At 63.5% G+C, this 13,171-nt stretch carries 13 protein-coding genes; 9 read left to right on the forward strand and 4 right to left on the reverse strand.

Translation table 11 applies throughout. From position 1 onward, the window contains the following. Nucleotides 1-8: 8 nt before the first annotated feature. The 6 genes from AC07FD_RS34200 to olsB all read left to right on the forward strand — a co-directional run bounded on the left by AC07FD_RS34200 (nucleotide 9) and on the right by olsB (nucleotide 7,008). The gene (locus tag AC07FD_RS34200; protein WP_478353401.1) at nucleotides 9-1,085 is read left to right on the forward strand and encodes an RsmD family RNA methyltransferase; all 1,077 of its coding nucleotides are present in this window, start codon (nucleotides 9-11) and stop codon (nucleotides 1,083-1,085) included. Further along, entirely contained in the window at nucleotides 1,086-1,943 is an 858-nt protein-coding gene (locus AC07FD_RS34205; RefSeq protein ID WP_478353402.1) for a TrmH family RNA methyltransferase, read from the forward strand. A 13-nt stretch (nucleotides 1,944-1,956) separates the two neighbouring features. Further along, nucleotides 1,957-2,454 (forward strand): signal peptidase II, encoded by a 498-nt coding sequence (gene lspA, locus AC07FD_RS34210; RefSeq protein ID WP_478353403.1) that lies wholly within the window; start codon nucleotides 1,957-1,959, stop codon nucleotides 2,452-2,454. Between the two features lie 57 nt (nucleotides 2,455-2,511). Then, nucleotides 2,512-3,501 (forward strand): acrylyl-CoA reductase (NADPH), encoded by a 990-nt coding sequence (gene acuI, locus AC07FD_RS34215; protein WP_478353404.1) that lies wholly within the window; start codon nucleotides 2,512-2,514, stop codon nucleotides 3,499-3,501. Between the two features lie 143 nt (nucleotides 3,502-3,644). Further along, nucleotides 3,645-5,927, forward strand: a complete 2,283-nt coding sequence (locus tag AC07FD_RS34220; protein ID WP_478353405.1) for an ATP-binding protein — start codon at nucleotides 3,645-3,647, stop codon at nucleotides 5,925-5,927. A gap of 205 nt (nucleotides 5,928-6,132) precedes the next feature. Beyond that, the gene (gene olsB, locus AC07FD_RS34225) at nucleotides 6,133-7,008 is read left to right on the forward strand and encodes a l-ornithine N(alpha)-acyltransferase (protein WP_477414585.1); all 876 of its coding nucleotides are present in this window, start codon (nucleotides 6,133-6,135) and stop codon (nucleotides 7,006-7,008) included. An 86-nt stretch (nucleotides 7,009-7,094) separates the two neighbouring features. On the opposite strand, the gene AC07FD_RS34230 is transcribed toward olsB, so the two are convergent. Both AC07FD_RS34230 and grpE read right to left on the reverse strand, forming a co-directional pair. Continuing rightward, nucleotides 7,095-7,727, reverse strand: a complete 633-nt coding sequence (locus AC07FD_RS34230; protein ID WP_478353406.1) for a trimeric intracellular cation channel family protein — start codon at nucleotides 7,725-7,727, stop codon at nucleotides 7,095-7,097. A 107-nt stretch (nucleotides 7,728-7,834) separates the two neighbouring features. Then, nucleotides 7,835-8,467 carry a nucleotide exchange factor GrpE gene (gene grpE / locus AC07FD_RS34235; RefSeq protein WP_478353407.1) on the reverse strand — a complete coding sequence of 211 codons (633 nt, stop codon included), beginning with the start codon at nucleotides 8,465-8,467 and terminating at the stop codon, nucleotides 7,835-7,837. A 239-nt stretch (nucleotides 8,468-8,706) separates the two neighbouring features. On the opposite strand from grpE, the gene AC07FD_RS34240 reads away from it, so the two are divergent. The 3 genes from AC07FD_RS34240 to AC07FD_RS34250 all read left to right on the forward strand — a co-directional run bounded on the left by AC07FD_RS34240 (nucleotide 8,707) and on the right by AC07FD_RS34250 (nucleotide 10,566). Continuing rightward, nucleotides 8,707-8,907 carry a hypothetical protein gene (locus tag AC07FD_RS34240; protein ID WP_457151052.1) on the forward strand — a complete coding sequence of 67 codons (201 nt, stop codon included), beginning with the start codon at nucleotides 8,707-8,709 and terminating at the stop codon, nucleotides 8,905-8,907. Nucleotides 8,908-8,984: 77 nt separating this feature from the next. Next, complete coding sequence (locus tag AC07FD_RS34245) at nucleotides 8,985-9,383, forward strand: hypothetical protein (RefSeq protein ID WP_478353408.1); 399 nt, start codon at nucleotides 8,985-8,987, stop codon at nucleotides 9,381-9,383. Between the two features lie 160 nt (nucleotides 9,384-9,543). Next, a complete protein-coding gene (locus AC07FD_RS34250; RefSeq protein ID WP_478353409.1) occupies nucleotides 9,544-10,566 on the forward strand; it encodes a fatty acid desaturase in 1,023 nt (340 codons plus the stop codon). Between the two features lie 101 nt (nucleotides 10,567-10,667). On the opposite strand, the gene AC07FD_RS34255 is transcribed toward AC07FD_RS34250, so the two are convergent. Continuing rightward, nucleotides 10,668-11,288, reverse strand: coding sequence for a DJ-1/PfpI family protein (locus AC07FD_RS34255; RefSeq protein ID WP_184876947.1), 621 nt, complete (start codon nucleotides 11,286-11,288; stop codon nucleotides 10,668-10,670). A 191-nt stretch (nucleotides 11,289-11,479) separates the two neighbouring features. Beyond that, entirely contained in the window at nucleotides 11,480-13,087 is a 1,608-nt protein-coding gene (locus tag AC07FD_RS34260; protein WP_478353410.1) for a GMC family oxidoreductase, read from the reverse strand. Between the last annotated feature and the right edge of the window lie 84 nt (nucleotides 13,088-13,171).

Below are 13,171 nucleotides of genomic sequence, written 5' to 3' on the forward strand. Positions count from 1 at the left end.
GCTGCTGTTTGAAATCTTTTCGCGACAAACGCCGCGACAACCGACCGCCCGCGAAGGGCGGAGTTGGAGAGGCGCGCCCGCATCAGGGACGTGGCCCAGCAAGGTCGGACGCCAGGCCGCACGAGGCGAAAGCCGATGACCGCCCCGAGCCGAAACCGGCGCCGCGTGTTCTGGCCCGCCGCGACGGCGCCCTGCCCACCGAGCATCTCCCCGTGATCCTCGAAGTGGCGCCGAATGCCGATTATGCGCTGCTCGACAGCGGCGCCGGGCAGAAGCTCGAACAATACGGCCCCTACCGCATCGTGCGGCCCGAGGGCCAGGCGATCTGGCAAAAGGCCTTGCCTGCAAAGGACTGGGAGCGAGCCGACGCCATTTTTACCGGCGATACCGACGAGGAAGGCATCGGCCGCTGGCGGTTCCCGAAGACACCGCTCGGCGAGACCTGGCCGATGAAGCATGACGGCATCGACTATCTCGGCCGTTTCACCTCGTTTCGCCATGTTGGCGTCTTTCCCGAACAGGCCTCGCACTGGGACCACATGGCCGGGCTGATCGCGGCGGCCAAGCGGCCGGTCAAGGTGCTGAACCTGTTCGGTTATACCGGTCTTGCCTCGCTGGTGGCGGCCCGCGCCGGCGCCGAGGTCACCCATGTCGATGCCTCGAAGAAGGCGATCGGCTGGGCCCGAGAAAACCAGGAAATGGCCGGGCTCGGCAGCAAGCCGATCCGCTGGATCGTCGACGACGCGGTGAAATTCGCCGAGCGTGAGGAACGCCGTGGCAGCCGCTACGACATCATCCTGTTCGACCCGCCGGCCTATGGCCGCGGCCCCAAGGGCGAGGTCTGGCAGTTGTTCGAGGACCTGCCTGATTTGACCGACCTTTGCCGCGCGATCCTGACTCCGAAACCACTCGCCGTGGTGCTGACCGCCTATTCGATCCGCGCCTCCTTCTTCGCCATCCATGCCTTGATGCGCGACGCCTTTGCCGGGATGGGCGGCACGGTCGAATCCGGAGAGCTCATCATCCGTGAAAAGTCCGCCGGCCGGGCCCTTTCGACCTCATTGTTTTCGCGTTGGGTGGCCTGAATGAACGAGCGGCATGCAGGCGCACCCGGGCTGGTGAAGGAAGTCACGAGCCTCGCCAACCCGTTGGTCAAGGACATCAAGGCGCTCGCCCAGAAGAAATTCCGCGACCAGCAGAATGCCTTCATGGCCGAGGGGCTGAAGCTGGTCATCGATGCGCTCGATCTCGGCTGGCAGATAAGGACACTGGTTTTCGCCAAGGCCGGGCGCGGTAACGCCGCGGTGGAGAAGGTCGCCGCACGCACCGTTGCCGCCGGTGGCACGGTGCTCGAAGTGTCGGAAAAGGTGCTCGTCGCCATCACCCGCCGCGACAATCCGCAAATGGTGGTCGGCGTCTTCTCCCAAAAATTCCTGGCCTTGAAGGATATCCGCGCCGACAATGGCGATGTCTGGGTGGCGCTCGACCGGGTGCGCGATCCCGGCAATCTCGGCACCGTCATCCGCACCGTCGATGCTGTCGGCGCCAAGGGTGTCATCCTGGTCGGTGACACCACCGATCCCTTTTCGGTGGAAACGGTGCGCGCCACCATGGGTTCGATCTTTGCCGTTCCAGTGGCCAAGGCGACGACCGAGGCCTTTCTTGCCTGGCGAGGCGGATTTTCAGGCCTCGTCGCCGGCACCCATCTGAAAGGCGCGGTCGACTACCGCTCTATCGATTTTTCCCGCGGCCCGGTGCTTTTGATGATGGGCAACGAGCAGCAGGGGCTGCCCGAAAACCTGGCGGCGAGTTGCGACAGGCTGCTTAGAATTCCGCAGGCGGGCCGCGCCGATTCGCTCAATCTTGCGGTTGCCACCGGTATAATGCTGTTCGAGATCCGGCGCGGCGCGCTGAAGCTCGAACCAATCGTGGACCAGCAATGAAGGTTGCCCGCCCGTGAAATCATGGTCCCCCTACGCGATGCTCGTCGTCGCGGCCATAGCGCTCGACCAGTGGATAAAACACCTGGTCGAGGCCGGCCTGCCCTTTCAGGAAAAGCTCGATCTCGTGCCGTTCCTGGCGCTCTTTCGCACCTACAACACCGGCATCGCCTTCTCGATGTTCTCAACCTTCGGCGACACTGGGCTGATTGTCATCTCGCTGGCGGTCGTTGCATTCGTGCTGTTCCTGGCGACGCGGATCGCGCCGTCCCAGATCCTTGCCCGCACCGGCTTTGCTCTGATCGTCGGCGGCGCCCTCGGCAATCTCATCGACCGCGCCATATACGGCCATGTCATCGATTATATCCTGTTCCACACGCCGGTCTGGTCCTTCGCCGTCTTCAACCTGGCCGATGCCTTCATCTCGGTGGGCGCGGCACTGGTCGTCTTCGATGAACTGTTCGGCTGGCGGCGCGAGGCCAGACCTTCGAATGCCAAGTCTTCCAAAGATTGACCCCGTGCGGCCATCGCCGCAGAGTCCATGTCGCCAAACAAGATCGCGGAGAAAGAGATGCCCGAAACCTTCAAAGCCATCCTCGTTTCGCGTGACGCCGAGAAAAAGCAGTCGGTAGCCGTGACCGATCTCACCGAGGCCGACCTGATGGAAGGCGATGTCACCATCGCGGTCGAGGCGACGACGGTGAACTACAAGGACGGCCTTGCAATCACCGGCAGGGCGCCTGTGATCCGCCGCTGGCCGCTGGTGCCGGGCATCGATTTCGCCGGCACCGTCATCTCGTCTTCCCATCCTGACTGGCGCACCGGCGACAAGGTCATCCTGAACGGCTGGGGCGTCGGCGAAACCCACTTCGGCGCGTATGCCGGCCGCGCCCGCGTCAAGGGCGACTGGCTGGTGCCGCTGCCGCAAGGGATGAGCCCGCATGACGCGATGGCGGTCGGCACCGCCGGCTATACCGCCATGCTCTGCGTCATGGCGCTGGAACGGCACGGCATCCTGCCCGATCGCGGCCCAGTGGTGGTGACGGGGGCGGCCGGCGGCGTCGGCTCGGTAGCGGTCTCGATCCTGTCCAGCCTCGGCTACCATGTCATTGCTTCCACCGGCCGCAACGCCGAAAGCCCCTATTTGATCAACCTTGGCGCCGCCGAAGTGATATCGCGCGACGAGCTTGCCCAGCCGGCCAAGCCGCTGGCCAAGGAGCGCTGGGCCGGCGGCGTCGACGCGGTCGGCAGCCACACGCTAGCCAACGTGCTGTCGATGACCTCGTATGGCGGTGCGGTCGCCGCCTGCGGCCTGGCCGGCGGCATGGACCTGCCGACGAGCGTCGCCCCCTTCATCCTGCGCGGCGTCTCGCTGCTCGGCATCGATTCTGTGATGGCGCCGAAGGCAGTCCGCCTCGAAGCATGGCGGCGCATCGGCACCGACCTCGATCTGCAGAAGCTTGCCAGCCTGTCGACGACCATCGGTTTCGACGGCATCATCGATGCCGCGCATGACATCGTCGACGGCAAGATCCGCGGGCGCGTCGTCGTGGATATGTGAGCCGCTCGACTGCCCTGAGAAGGCGGACGGAATTGCCACGTGTGCCGGCAAATCCACCACCGCCGGGGCGAAAAGCACTCATCCGCTAAAATTCGAACGATCCGCCGCAATTTTCCATAATCTCTATCTGGCAAGGGTTTCGCATGATCGCGGAATCCGGCAGCCAACAGGTGGACACGGGCGAAGACGTCGATGCGGCGCCGACGCCAACGCGGCGCTTCGTCGCCGCGCCGCCGCTGGTGCCAGAGCCCGAACCCGCCGGGCGCGAAGGCCTTCCGTTGCTGGCCTTCGCCGCCATCGTCGTGTTGGCAGGCCTTGCGCATCTGACCGGAGCACCGATCTTTATCAGCGTCGCATTGCTGGCAGTCGGCCTAGCCGGCGTTGCCCTGCATCTGCGCGTCAGGCGGAGCGAACACCGCACGGCGGTCCTGCTCGACGAGACCACCGCCCGCAGCCGCGCCGAGATCGAGACGCTGGCCGACCGCATGTGGGAAATGCAGGAGAGCGAGGAGCGCTTTCGCGGCCTGATCGACGCACTTGGCGACCTCGTCATTCATCGCGACCGCGATGGCTACATCGTCTATGCCAACAAGATCTTCGCCGACCTCGTCGAAAGCGATCAACGCGACCTCGCCGGCAAGACCCTGGCGGAACTCGGCATCGATGTCGGCATCGTTCCCGATGCTGCCTTTTCCGATCATGAATGCCTGAGTTCCACCGATGTCTCCATCCGCACGCCGAGCGGTCCGCGCTGGTTTTCGTGGATCGAACTGTCGGTGCGCGACAAGGACAGCGGCGCCGTTTCGCACCGCGCCATCGCGCGCGACATCACCGCCCGCAAACGCGCCGAATCCTCGCTGATCACCGCTCGCGAGCGGGCCGAATACGCCAGCCAGGCCAAATCGCGCTTCCTCGCCACGGTCAGCCATGAAATTCGCACGCCGATGAACGGCATCATGGGCATGGCCAGATTGCTGGCCGACACCAGGCTGTCGCCGGAACAGCAAACCTATGTCGGCGCCGTCTCGACCTCGGCCAGCGCATTGCTCGCCCTGATCGAGGACCTGCTCGATTACTCCAAGATCGAGGCGGGGCGTTTCGACCCGGAGCCGCAGCCGATGTCGGTGCGCGAGATCGCCGACAACATCGTCGAATTGCTGGCTGCCCGCGCCTTCGCCAAGGATATCGGGCTGGGCTGCCATGTCGAACCCGACGTGCCGCAATTGATCACCGCCGATCCGGGCAAGGTCAGGCAGGTGCTGCTCAACCTCATCGGCAATGCCATCAAGTTCACCGACAGCGGCGGTGTATTGGTGAGCATCGCACGCGCGCGCACCGAAACCACCGACCGCATCTGCTTCACCATCGCCGACACCGGTCCAGGTCTGCACGAAGACGACCTGGAGCGCATTTTCGAAGAGTTCGAGCAGGCCGACGGCACGTCGACGCGCACGCATGGCGGGGCCGGCCTCGGCCTCGCCATCTCCAAACGCCTGGTGGCCGCCATGGGCGGCACGATTTCAGTATCGAGCCGGCTCGGTCAGGGATCCGAGTTCGTCTTTGAAATCCCGGCAATATCGGCCACCGAAGCGCCGCAGGGCAGGCAGAACGCGCTCTCGGGCAAGCGCGCGGTGATCCTGTCGAAAAATGCCGTCGAGGCCGATGCCATCGCCCGCACCATCCGCGCCAATGGCGGCGCGGTCGATGTCGCCACGACCGTCGCGCAGGCCGCGCCCTTCGCCGACGGCTGCGATATGCTCCTGGTCGACGCGGCGATGGAAGCGAGCGATGGAAGGCTGCTCAAGCGCCTGCGCCAGAGCGGTTTCGCCGACTGCGAGGCCATCACGCTGATCGCGCCGACCGACCGCGGCATGCTTGGCGAGTTCCGCGCCAGCGGTTACGCGACCTTCCTTGCCAGGCCGGTGCGGGGCGGAACGCTTCTGCGTGTGCTGTTGAGCAGCAATGCTCTCGCCCTCGCCCCGCCGCAGCCGGAAAACCGCCACGCGCCTGCGCTTCGTACCCTCGGCAGCCGCCAACGGGGCCTGTCGGTGCTGATCGCCGAGGACAATGACATCAACGCCATGCTTGCCCGCGCCACCCTGCTGAAGGCCGGACATCGCGTCAAGGTGGTCGGCAACGGCAAGGCCGCCGTCGAGGCTGTCACCGGCGCCGGGCACAACCATCGCTTCGACGTGGTTCTGATGGACCTTCACATGCCGGTCATGGACGGGCTGGACGCGATTGCTGCCATCCGCCGCTACGAGGAGGAAACCGCCGTGCCGCCGGTGCCGATCATGGTGCTGTCGGCTGATAGCCAGGAAAAGACCCGCCATGCGGTGCTTGCCCATGGCGCCAGCGGCTTCGTTACCAAGCCACTCGACCCTGACGCGCTGGTCAATGCCGTCGAGGGACAGGTCGCGGCCTAAGGCATGATCGCGAGCCGAAGGTCAGGAACTTCGACAGCCCATCCAACCCGCCCGCTGGCGTAACGTAGCCGGTTGACCGTATTCGCCAGCCGACGAAGTATTGCCCACGACGTCGTATCACGGTACTGTCACAATCCTGTTGCACCTACACCGTATCCCCGTGCCAAGAGGGATGGCTCGAAGGAGAATCCTCGTGCATACAGTTATGCCGGAATGTGACACTCGGCCGAACGCCAGCAGCGCCTTGCTTGCCGGGCGTAACGTCGATTCCGTCATAAAGGGCGCAGCACTCGGCCGTATCGGTAATCTCGAAGTGCGGCTCGCCCGCAACGAGGCCGAGATCGCGGCCGCGCAGGAAGTCCGCTACCGGGTGTTCTACGATGAACTCGGCGCCAGGAAGGATTTGTTCCAGGCGCCGGATCGCCGTGACGCCGACCGGTTCGATCCGCTCTGCGACCATCTGCTCGTCTTCGATACTTCGCTTTCCGGTCCCGAACATCGCCGTATCGTCGGCACCTATCGCCTGCTGCGGCAAGAAATCGCGGCCGCCGCTGGAGGCTTTTATTCCGAAGGTGAATTCGAGCTGACCAAGCTTATCGCCCGTCACCCCGGCCAGCGTTTTCTCGAGCTCGGCCGCTCCTGCGTTTTGCCTGAATATCGTTCGAAGCGCACCATCGAGGCGCTGTGGCAAGGTATCTGGGCCTATATCAACCACTACGAAATCGGTGTGATGACCGGTTGCGCGTCCTTCCACGGCACTGTGCCGGCGGCGCATGCCGAGGCGCTTACCTATCTCGCCCACCACTGCCGGACGAATTCGGCCTGGGACGTGTGCGCGGTGTCCGGGCGCTACTGTTCGATGGATCTGATGCCGATCGAGGCGGTCAATGCCAAGGCGGCGATCGCGGCGATGCCGCCGCTGGTCAAGGGCTATCTGCGCGTCGGCGCCCGCATCGGCGATGGCTGCGTCATCGACCGCGAATTCTCGACGGTCGACGTGTTCGTCGTGATGCCGGTCAAGGAAATCGGCGCCCGCTACGTCAACTACTACGGCGGGGAAGCCCAGCGCTTCGCTGCGTGAGTAGCTGAATAGCGAATAGGACGTCGTGGCCGGAGTTGCGCGGCAACAACCGCTATTCGCTACTCCCTATTCGCTATTCCCTCTTTTCACGGAATATCTTCCGGTCGCCGGCCGGGCCGGCTCTTGTAGGGCGGAAACGCCCAGCCGAAGCGAAGCGCGCCGCCGCGCACGGCCAACGCCGCGGCGAAGCCGGCCCATCCTGAGACAATCTGCGGTAAGCCAGCCACATCGCCTGCTGTAAAGATGGCAGCGCCGACGAGCGCGGCCGTGACATAGATTTCGGGCTTCAGCAGCACCGAAGGCTCCCCGGCCAGAAGATCACGCAGGATACCGCCGAATGTAGCGGTCAGCATGCCGGTGATCACCGACACCGCTGGCGAGCCGGTGATGGCGAGCCCCTTGGCCGCGCCCATCACGGAAAACGCGGCAAGGCCAATGGCGTCGAGCCAGAGCAGCAGCTTGTAACGAGATTCGACACGGTGCGCGGTGAAGAACACCACCACCGCCACCACCGCGCAGATCAGCACGTAGTCCCGGTTTCCCACCCAGAACACCGGCACGTTGAGGATCAGGTCGCGAAACGTGCCGCCGCCGATGCCGGTGACGCTGGCCAGGAACAGGAAACCGATAATGTCGAGCTGCTTGCGTGAAGCAGCAAGCGCCCCGGTCGCGGCAAAGACGGCGACGCCGGCATAGTCGAGAAGCGCGATGGGGTTCATGAGTGAGCGAATAGCAAGAAGGGAGTAGCGAATAGGGAATAGCACGAAGCCACTTGGCCGCTATCAACTATTTCCGATTCGCTACCCCTATTCGCTACTCACTCTCGTCAGGCGTCTTTCTCAGCCTGCTCATTGACAGGCCCAGGCTCGACTGGGGCTTCGGCGGCAAACTTCGGGCCGCCCTTGGCGACGCCGACCATGGCCGGGCGCAGCACCCGCTCGCCGATCGAATAGCCCGGCTGGACGACCTGGACCACGGTGTTGGCCGGGACGTCAGGATTGGGCACTTCAAACATCGCCTGGTGGAAATTGGGATCGAACTTCTCGCCTTCAGGCGCGAGTTTCTTGACCCCGTGCCGTTCCAGCGCCGACAGCATGGCGCGTTCGGTAAGGTCGACGCCTTCGATCAGCGCCTTGAAGCCGGCATCGCCTGATGCCTTGGCTTCAGCCGGGATGGCGTCTAACGCGCGGCGCAGATTGTCCGACACCGACAGCATGTCGCGCGCGAAATTCGCCACCGCGTAAGTGCGCGCGTCGTGCACGTCGCGCGCGGTGCGGCGGCGCAGGTTTTCCATCTCGGCCGCGACGCGCAGCGCGCGGTCCTTCAGATCCTCATTTTCCTTCAGCAGCCGCACAAGGGCTTTATAGTCGCCATCGATGCTGCCTTCCGTGCGCTCGGCATTGGCCTCGGTCGCCTCGACTTCATCGGGTGCGCGTTCGTCTTTTGCCTGGTCGCTCATCGCCGTTTCCCGTCAATCTCGAATGATATGGATTTTGAGCCCGATATCGAGGTTTGGCGGCCAAAAATCAAGGGGTAAGCGATGGTAGAGGCCCTTGACCAGGGCAGGACAACGAACGGCACGGTCTTTCGATTTTAATTCAAGCTTTACCTTAAATGACGGCTTTGCTTGCCACAAAGGCGTGGTGCGGGAACCATTCCCCTGCTGGAGGAGTTTCGAAGCTGACACAGGATTTTGAGATTATGACCCGCAACAAAGGCGAAAAGGGAGAACGGTTGGCCACCGAGGTCAGGCGCCAGTTCGGTGCCGAGGCGGTGACGCGCTTTCTGCGTACCTTGCCGGCCTTCCGCACCGAGACCGACATTCCCGACCGCCTCAGGGAGCTGCTCGACCGCCTCGACGGGGTGGAGGACAGCGACGCCGGCTGGCGCAGGCAGTAAACGCAACGATCGATCTGGCAACAACCCTCCATCGACAATAGCCTGAGAGAGCCGAACCATCTAGTGATGGATGCGTTATGATTCACATGGAGGACGTAGTGCGCAAGGTTTCGATCACCTCATTGCTGTCGGCGCTTGTCGGCCTTGGCGCCGTTGCATTGGTGGCCTTTCCGTCACAGGCAGAGAGTCTGCAGCTGGAAGTGGGCAAACATGGCCCGCGGCTGAAGCTCCTGCCAGATTGCGATCCCAACTACGACGATTGCGATGTCCGCAGCAACGACTGGCGCGACCGTCGTCACTCACGAGGCTGCACGGAAGACCGCGCTCTCGACAAGGCGGAACGGATGGGCATCCGCCGGGCAAGGATAGAGTCCATCGGCCGCCGCGAGATCACCGTCCGGGGCAGACAGTATGGCGACCGCGTCCGCGTGACTTTTGGAACCGAGCGCGGCTGCCCCATCCTCGATCGGGAGTAGTGATCGCCCCAAAGCAGAAAACCCGGGCGCTCCAGGGTGAATCGTCGACTGGTTAAGTTGGGACTGACCGGGTCGACCGCCGTGCCACGCGACAATTACGCACAGTAATTTTGCGTGATCCCTGTCTTGCGGTGGCGGGACACCCCGCCTATGATTCCTGATGAACATGATTTCCCCTGAGGCGGCTGCCAACAGCAAGCGCGCGTGGCTGAAGATTCTGGCACGCTACAAGAAGCCGGACAGGCGCCGCAGCGCGCTCGAACTCGCCATCACCCTTATTCCCTTCGTCACGCTCTGGGCGCTCTCTTCGGCCGCCTACTCCTACGGTCATTGGTGGGGTCTGGTCCTCATTCTTCCGGCGGCCGGGTTTCTGGTGCGCATCTTCATGATCCAGCACGACTGCGGCCATGGTTCCTTCTTCGCCAATCGTTATGCCGACGACTGGATCGGCCGCGCGCTCGGCATCCTGACGCTGACGCCCTACGACTGCTGGCGGCGCGCCCACGCGACCCATCATGCCAGCGCTGGCAATCTTGACGAGCGCGGCATGGGCGACATCAGGACCTTGACCGTTGCCGAATACCGGCAATTGTCATGGCGAGGCCGTCTCGCCTATCGTCTCTATCGCCACCCGCTGGTGATGTTCGGGCTGGGACCCATCTGGCTGTTCATCTTCGAGCAAAGGCTGCCTGTCGGCATGATGCGTGGCGGCCTGACGCCTTGGGTGTCGTCAATGACCACCAATCTTGGCATCGCGGTTGCGGCGGCTATCCTCATCTGGTTCGTCGGCCCCGGCGCGTTCCTGATTGTCCATCTGCCGATCGTCATCCTTGCCGGTTCGGCCGGCATCTGGCTGTTCTACGTCCAGCACCAGTTCGAGGAGACGGAATGGGCAAAGGATGCGGACTGGGAATTCCAGCACGCCGCCTTGCACGGATCGTCCTACTACGACCTGCCGCCGGTGCTGAACTGGTTCACCGGCAATATCGGCGTCCACCACGTCCACCACCTCTCCGCCAAGGTGCCGGGCTACCGGTTGCAGGAAGTGCTGCGGGATTATCCGGAACTGCGCGGCATCGGCCGCGTCACGCTGCTCGACAGCCTGCGCTGCGTCAAACTGGCGTTGTGGGACGAAAACCGCCGCAAGCTGGTGTCGTTCCGCGAGGCGCTGGCGGCGGCGTAAAGAAACCGCCGCACCATACGGCGCGGCGACATTCGGGAAATCCTGGATTTGTTTTGACGCAATCCCGGACGGAAAACCGCTTTTCCTGGAATTGCTCGCGATCAGGCCGCCTGGCGCTCTTCGCGCATCAGGATTTCGCCATGGCGGATCTCGGTACCCAGCACCTTCAGGCATTCGCGGATGAAATTGGACAGGCCCGGCCAGCCCTTGGCTGAAACGAGATTGCCGTCGACATGGGCGCCGGTCGGCGCGACGTCGATGTAGATGCCGCCGGCCAGCGTCACCTCCGGCTCGCAATAGTGAAGCGCTGCGACTTCCCGACCCCGCACCACGCCGTCGACGGCGATCAGGATCTGCACGCCGTGGCAGATGGTGAAGATCGGCTTGCCGGCCTCATGGAAATGCCGCACCAGCGCCTGCACCCGCTTGTCGATGCGGATGTATTCGGGCCCGCGCCCGCCCGCCGCATAGACGGCATCATAGTCGTCCGGCTTCACCTCGGCGAAGGTCTTGTTGAGGATGTAGTCATGGCCAAGCTTTTCCGTATAGGTCTGGTGGCCTTCGAAGTCGTGCAGCGACGTCTTCAGGATGTCGCCGGCCTTCTTGTCGGGGCACACGACATGCACCGTATGGCCAACGGCATGCATGGCCTGTTCAAAGACGAAAATCTCGTACTCCTCGCTGAACTCGCCAACGAGCATCAATATCTTCTTGCCAGCCATTCCCGGTTCCTCCCTTGTCGCCACATTTATTTCGGATGATGAAATAATGGACCTATCCTAAGGGCAGGAATGCGAAAGGGAAAGCACAAATCCCCCGTTGGTAAGACCAGTTCCCGTCGGCCGGGGATGGCATGGCCATAGATCGCTTCAAAACAGGCGAAAATAGCACCACTGGTTCGACCAGAACTCCTTCAGGCCACCGCCTTGATCATATCCGCTGCCTTTTCGGCGATCATGATGGTCGGCGCATTGGTGTTGCCGCCGATCAGCGTCGGCATCACCGAGGCGTCGACCACCCGCAAGGCCCGTATGCCGCGCACGCGGAGCTGCGGATCGACCACCGCCATGTCGTCGATGCCCATCTTGCAGGTGCCCGCCGGGTGATAGATCGTATCGGCGCGGGCTCGGATATGGGTCATCAGCTCGGCATCGCTCGATACGCCGGCGGTGTAGATTTCCTTGGCGCGGTATTTGGCCAGCGCCGGCGCCTCCAATATGCCGCGCATCATTCTGACACCCCTGAGCAACAGCTCGGCGTCGCGTTTGTCGGACAGAAAACGCGGATCGATGCGCGGTGGCGCCAGCGGGTCGCGCGCCGACAGCCCGACCTCGCCGCGCGAATGCGGCCGCAGCACGCAGACGTGGCAGGAAAAACCATAACCCATATGCAGCTTGCGACCATGATCATCGACGATGGCGATGCAGAAATGCAGTTGCAGGTCGGGACGGTGGATCGCCGGGTCGGATTTGAGGAAGGCGCCGCCCTCAGCGTAGGGCGTGGCGATCATACCGCCGCCATCCCTGCGCCAGCGCCGCAGATGCCGCAGCAGGCCAGGCAGACCGCGCAGGCCGATGCCCATCATGTCGGTATTCTTCGATGTCCAGCCCATGATGAAATCAAGATGGTCCTGCAGGTTCTTGCCGACGCCGGGCATTTCATGGACGATCGGAATTCCGTGCGCTGCAAGCTCGACAGCCGGGCCGATCCCGGACAGCATCAAGAGCTGTGGCGAGCCGAAGGCACCAGCGCAGACGATGACCTCGCGCCCGGCTTTCGCAACGGTTTCAATCTTGCCCGCGCGGTAGCGCACACCGGCAGCCCGCTTGCCTTCAAGGACGATGCCCGTGGCGTGTGCTCCGGTGATAACGGTAAGGTTTGGCCGGCTCATCGCCGGATGCAAATAGGCGGCGGCCGCCGAGCAGCGCTCGCCATTGCGGCGTTCACCCCAGAATTGCGTGACTTGATAAAGTCCCGCCCCTTCCTGTTCGACCCCGTTGAAATCATCGTTGCGCCGGATCTGGTTCTCGCCACAGGCTTCGACAAAGGCCCTGGAGAGCGCACGCGACTCCTGCTGCTCGGCGACCCGCAGCGGTCCGTCACCGCCATGCAAGGCATCACTGCCACGCTGGTTGCCTTCCGCGCGCCGGAAATAAGGCAGCACCTCGTCCCATGACCAGCCGTCGCAGCCGAGATCGGCCCATTCGTCATAGTCGCCGCGGTGTCCGCGTGTGTAGAGCATGGCATTGATGGCGCTCGAGCCACCCAGAGCCTTCCCGCGCGGCTGGTACCCCTTGCGGCCGCCGAGCCCTTGCTGCGGCACCGTCTCGAAGGCCCAGTTGTTGATCTTCGGCCGGCCCGGCAACAGCGCGATGACGCCTGCCGGCGCGCGAATGAGCAGGTTCGTGCCCTCGCCGCCGGCTTCGATCAGGCAAACCCTTTTCGATGGATCTTCGGAGAGCCGCGCGGCAAGCGTGCAGCCGGCGGACCCGCCACCGGCAATGACATAGTCGAAATCCATGATCTCCTCCCGGTTGGAACGCCGCGCGTCCAAAGGACACGCAAAGGACGATCCGAGACTCATTCACATCAGGCGGATGTTTCC

The organism is Mesorhizobium waitakense (genome assembly GCF_056431085.1).

Coding starts and splice junctions, on each gene's coding strand:
- AC07FD_RS34205 (WP_478353402.1), top strand. CDS start 1,086: ATGAACGAGCGGCATGCAGGCGCACCCGGGCTGGTGAAGGAAGTCACG.
- acuI (WP_478353404.1), top strand. CDS start 2,512: ATGCCCGAAACCTTCAAAGCCATCCTCGTTTCGCGTGACGCCGAGAAA.
- AC07FD_RS34220 (WP_478353405.1), top strand. CDS start 3,645: ATGATCGCGGAATCCGGCAGCCAACAGGTGGACACGGGCGAAGACGTC.
- olsB (WP_477414585.1), top strand. CDS start 6,133: ATGCCGGAATGTGACACTCGGCCGAACGCCAGCAGCGCCTTGCTTGCC.
- AC07FD_RS34230 (WP_478353406.1), bottom strand. CDS start 7,727: ATGAACCCCATCGCGCTTCTCGACTATGCCGGCGTCGCCGTCTTTGCC.
- grpE (WP_478353407.1), bottom strand. CDS start 8,467: ATGAGCGACCAGGCAAAAGACGAACGCGCACCCGATGAAGTCGAGGCG.
- AC07FD_RS34245 (WP_478353408.1), top strand. CDS start 8,985: ATGATTCACATGGAGGACGTAGTGCGCAAGGTTTCGATCACCTCATTG.
- AC07FD_RS34250 (WP_478353409.1), top strand. CDS start 9,544: ATGAACATGATTTCCCCTGAGGCGGCTGCCAACAGCAAGCGCGCGTGG.
- AC07FD_RS34255 (WP_184876947.1), bottom strand. CDS start 11,288: ATGGCTGGCAAGAAGATATTGATGCTCGTTGGCGAGTTCAGCGAGGAG.
- AC07FD_RS34260 (WP_478353410.1), bottom strand. CDS start 13,087: ATGGATTTCGACTATGTCATTGCCGGTGGCGGGTCCGCCGGCTGCACG.